Origin of the sequence: Mycetocola sp., assembly GCF_025464835.1 — a bacterium.
In the GTDB taxonomy this organism is placed as follows: Bacteria; Actinomycetota; Actinomycetes; order Actinomycetales; family Microbacteriaceae; genus Mycetocola_A.
The window spans coordinates 1-2,968 of the sequence record NZ_JAODMP010000084.1 but is presented as its reverse complement, the minus strand read 5'-3'; the positions used below and the strand labels follow the sequence as shown (position 1 = coordinate 2,968).

Genomic DNA, 2,968 nt, shown 5'->3' with positions numbered 1-2,968 from the left:
GGTTGTCTGCTTTCGACGCCGGTGGCGTGGTCTGTTCCCGCCGAAACGGGCGGACAGCCTGTTGTTGCACATCGACAGAGCCGAGCCGATCGCCATGTGCTTGTCGAGCTACGGGGTAGGTGCCGAGTCGCCCGCCGAAGAACACATCCTTCTCCCCCGCTTGCAGTACCCGGTATGCCCGCAGGTTGGCGCGATCATCGGCGGTGTTCACGGGGTAGTACGGTTCGTCGTCGCGGGTGGCGAAGCGGGAGAACTCGCGCAGGATGACCGTCTTGTCGGCCGGGTAGCCGTCGCGTTCAGGGTGGTAGTGACGGAACTCATGGGTCCGCGTGAACCGCACGACGGCATCGGCGTAGCTCATCACCGAGGCGCCGTGGTAATCGACGACCGCAACCACTTCCAGCTCGCAGTCGAGGGTACGCCAGGACAGTTCACCGGCCGAGTAGTCGAAGGAGCGGTCGACACGGCCGGTGTAGACGACGGGGACCTGACCGACAAGCGAAGTCCTGTCGATGGGCTGTGCTTCGTCGAAGAAGTCGGTGTTGAGCCGCACCTCGATGTCGGGTAGTCGGCCATCCGCTCGATCCAGGCCGTGTACCCGTCGACAGGGAGGCCCTCCCAGGTGTCATTGGTATCAGCCTTCGGAAAGCGTCACCGCCCGCCGCTCGTTGGGACCACGGCTCTGACGCTGTCTGCGCTATGGGGTCTCCTCGCCCCCGTCCTGGGCGACATGCTGCTTTCCTCGGCATAATGGCGTTTCATGACTACTTTCCCTTCCGGTCCCGACTCCGCCCACCGCCGCCCTGAGGGGGTCAGCGACGACACCGTCGAAGCGCTCGGCAAACTGTCCGAGGCGCTCGAGGTCGTCGAGCATGCCAGGGGGTATCTCTACGCGTTCCATCGCCTCACCGGAACCGCAGACCTGGCCCTCGGTGAGGCGGTAGACATGTTGAGGCAGGCGGGACATCAGGAGCTGGCCGACCGAATCGATAAGGACATCGTCGGACGCAACGTGATCGAGGGACGGTGGACGTTCCAGGTCGTCGAGGACTACGACGCGAACTACTACCGTGCCTTCGTCGCTGCCGAAGAGGACGCACGGCAGGAGCTTGTCGGTGGCAGGCGTCACCTGTTCGAAGCGGAGATGAAGGAGGACCGTCGCACGCGCGACCGGCGCCACCATGAGGCGCGCCCGGACGGCGTGGAGGAGCCCGGCCCGAGCTGACAAAGGGACACCGCGATCAGAGCGCCGATCGCTGGGCCGCCGACGGGCAGCCGAACGGGTCGCTTCCGCCCAACCCGACCCGGTTGATGTCTCGCAGCACGATTCCGTATGACGTGAACAGTCCGGTCTGCGTGTAGGTCACGCCGCGCTCCCGGCGGTATGCCTCGATGATCGGGGCGGCCCTCCGCAGGTGCGGCTTGGGCATCGACCGAAACAGGTGGTGCTCGATCTGGTAGCTGAGTCCGCCGAGCGCGACATCGAGGAATCGTGTTCCACGCACGTCGTCAGCGGTCCGGAATCCGTCGGAGGTCGAGGCGTGAAGGTCCCGTGTCACGCGTGTTCGATCGGTTCCGGCGTGAGCCGAAGATTTCCGCCGCTGTTCGCCGCCGACATGAGCTCTTCGAGCCACTCCCTGTTGAGCTTCTCCTCGACGGTTCCGTCGAACTGGAACTGAAGCGGAATCGACGGGTGCACCCAGAGGACACGCCGGCCGGCGCCGGCGTTTTCGACCCGGCCGTCCACCGCGAAGGCGAACATCTCGCCGCGCCGGAGTTTCGTGATCATGACGACCCTCAGATGAGCCAGTTCACGGTCGGTGGCATCGATCTCAACGGGTGGGAGTCCGTAGAGCAGCTTTCCCATGCTTTCCTCTCCGAAACGGGTGGCGTACCCCCCTCTAAGCACGATAGTGGCCTAACGGCTCCAAGTTCACGTATTGATCAGAAAACGGGTTCAGGATGTTCGCGTTCTGTCCGGGCAGTCACCCCTTCCGGAGCGATTCCAGTCGCTCCGCTGCCCGATCCGCTGCGCGCGCTGCTACGCCGGCTCGGTGATCGGCTGACGCTGCTGCGCGGCGCAGGCTGTCGTCCTCCCGCCCCGCGCTCGCCAGTTGCCCGTCCAGTGCAGCCAGCCGGTCGGAGGCCTCCTGCCGTTCTCGCGCGAGCCGAGCTCGATGCTCGGCGAGCGCCGTGCGTTGCTCACGAATCGCGCTCCGTTCGGCGTCTGCCCCCGCTGCCCGGTCCTTCGCCTCCTCCGCCTTTTTCTCGGCTTCCTCGATCCTGCGCGCGGATGGGCGGTCCTCGACGACCCTGAGAGCCGGCCTCGGCGCCTGGACGATGTCCACCGTTGGCTCAGCAACGGCGCCGTCGACGTCCACAGGTTCGATCCCGCTCGAGGACAGGGCTCGGACCAGTCGACGGCTTCTCACGGCTTCTGCGGCAGCGGGGTCCGACATCGCTGCGTGCAATGTCTGCTCCACGTCGAGCATTGCGGCGGCGCTGACCTTCTGGTCGGCTTCTGCCGCAAGGGCTTTGCCCTGCTGTGCCAAAGCCCGGATGAGCTGCAGCCGCTGTTTTCCGAGCTGGCGCAGTTCGCCGGCATCCATGTTCTTCTCGGCGTCCCGGATCAGCGCTCCGAGCTCGATGATGTCGTCGACCTCCGTGGCGCGCCTGGCCGCGAGCAGGTTGGTGAGCCAGGCCCCCGCTGACGGCTTCGGGAGCCGGCCTATGCGTTTCGCCAGTTCCGGGTCGCCGTCATCCCTGGCGGTGCGGACACGCGCCGTGCGGACCGCCACGAACTCGGACGGAGCCCGCAGGTACAGGTCGGAGAGCACGTCGGTCAATTGCATTTGTTCTCCCCCGCTCTTCTTCGTTCAGAATACGCGGGCGGGCGGGTTCGGCCGGCGTGGAGCGGTGGGTTCCCCAGAATGAGGACGTGACCAGTGCACGTCAAGCGCAGCTCCGA

At 65.9% G+C, this 2,968-nt stretch carries 4 protein-coding genes and 1 pseudogene; 1 reads left to right on the top strand and 4 read right to left on the bottom strand.

Features of this window, described 5'->3' with window-relative positions:
* Positions 1-630 (bottom strand): annotated as a pseudogene (locus JWP90_RS10380) (UDP-galactopyranose mutase); the annotation flags it as partial.
* A 130-nt stretch (positions 631-760) separates the two neighbouring features.
* Here JWP90_RS10380 and JWP90_RS10375 point away from each other — a divergent pair.
* Positions 761-1,225, top strand: coding sequence for a hypothetical protein (locus JWP90_RS10375; RefSeq protein WP_297363515.1), 465 nt, complete (start codon positions 761-763; stop codon positions 1,223-1,225).
* Between the two features lie 16 nt (positions 1,226-1,241).
* On the opposite strand, the gene JWP90_RS10370 is transcribed toward JWP90_RS10375, so the two are convergent.
* The 3 genes from JWP90_RS10370 to JWP90_RS10360 form a co-directional block, all read right to left on the bottom strand.
* A complete protein-coding gene (locus tag JWP90_RS10370; RefSeq protein WP_297363512.1) occupies positions 1,242-1,559 on the bottom strand; it encodes a fatty acid desaturase in 318 nt (105 codons plus the stop codon).
* Entirely contained in the window at positions 1,556-1,867 is a 312-nt protein-coding gene (locus tag JWP90_RS10365) for an ATP-dependent DNA ligase (protein ID WP_297363509.1), read from the bottom strand. Before JWP90_RS10365 ends, JWP90_RS10370 begins: the two co-directional genes overlap by 4 nt.
* Positions 1,868-1,985: 118 nt before the next feature.
* Complete coding sequence (locus JWP90_RS10360) at positions 1,986-2,852, bottom strand: hypothetical protein (protein WP_297363506.1); 867 nt, start codon at positions 2,850-2,852, stop codon at positions 1,986-1,988.
* Between the last annotated feature and the right edge of the window lie 116 nt (positions 2,853-2,968).

Bases quoted from the DNA above. Each gene is read 5' to 3' on its own strand.
- JWP90_RS10375 (WP_297363515.1), top strand. From the start codon at position 761: ATGACTACTTTCCCTTCCGGTCCCGACTCCGCCCACCGCCGCCCTGAG.
- JWP90_RS10365 (WP_297363509.1), bottom strand. From the start codon at position 1,867: ATGGGAAAGCTGCTCTACGGACTCCCACCCGTTGAGATCGATGCCACC.
- JWP90_RS10360 (WP_297363506.1), bottom strand. From the start codon at position 2,852: ATGCAATTGACCGACGTGCTCTCCGACCTGTACCTGCGGGCTCCGTCC.